The organism is Xenorhabdus sp. TS4 (assembly GCF_014467265.1).
GTDB classification, from domain to species: Bacteria; Pseudomonadota; Gammaproteobacteria; order Enterobacterales; family Enterobacteriaceae; genus Xenorhabdus; species Xenorhabdus ehlersii.
The window spans coordinates 1-810 of sequence record NZ_NKHQ01000107.1 but is presented as its reverse complement, the minus strand read 5'-3'; the positions used below and the strand labels follow the sequence as shown (position 1 = coordinate 810).

At 49.5% G+C, this 810-nt stretch carries 1 protein-coding gene; it reads right to left on the bottom strand.

From position 1 onward, the window contains the following. Nucleotides 1–810: AMP-binding protein (locus Xets_RS19465; RefSeq protein ID WP_187652384.1), on the bottom strand; the 810-nt coding region annotated here is incomplete at both ends.

The following is an 810-nucleotide window of genomic DNA, read 5'->3' as shown; positions in this document are numbered from 1 at the left end:
ATATACAACTCGCCCGATGCGCCGATAGGGGATAAGTTGTTGTGACTATCAAGGACGTAAAGACGGACATTATTGATGGCCTTACCAATATTGCTGGCAGCCTCTCCATGTTGATAGTGCTTTCCGCTGGCACAAACGGTAACTTCGGTTGGGCCGTAAGCATTCAGTACCCCACTGTGATAACTGAAGTAGTCAAGAAAATCTGCGGACGGTGATTCTCCCGCGGTCACCAATAACTGCAAGGAGGGTAACTCAGTGCCGATTAATATTTTCAGCATGGCGGGCGGTAAGGTGGCTAATTCAATACCTTCACGCTGAATCAGGTGTGCAACCGCGGGGGCATTACGTTCGGTTTCACTGCACAGATAAACCGTCAGACCATTTAATAAACTAAGAAACAGTTCGGAAACCGAAGCATCAAAAACATACGCGGCAAACATTAAGGTTTTTTTTCGCTTTGTGATATCAAACAGTTCTGCCTGTGCCGCAACCAGATGAGCCACATTTTTATGCGCGATCATGACACCTTTGGGTTGCCCCGTGGTGCCGGAGGTGTAGATGATATAGGCCAGATCGGCAGGGTTATTGACCGGCGCCAGATTTTCTACGGTGCGGCCTGTGGTTATTATCTGGTCATCTGCCGCTATCAGTATTGGTGATTCCGCCAGTGCCTGGGTATATTCCGCGAGGGTCGTCAGATGCTGTTGCTGAGTGAGTACACACGGGCTTCTGGTATCTTGCAGAATAAACTGCACCCGCTCCGGTGGATATTCAGGGGAAATGGGCACATAAGCCCCGCCAGCTTTCAGT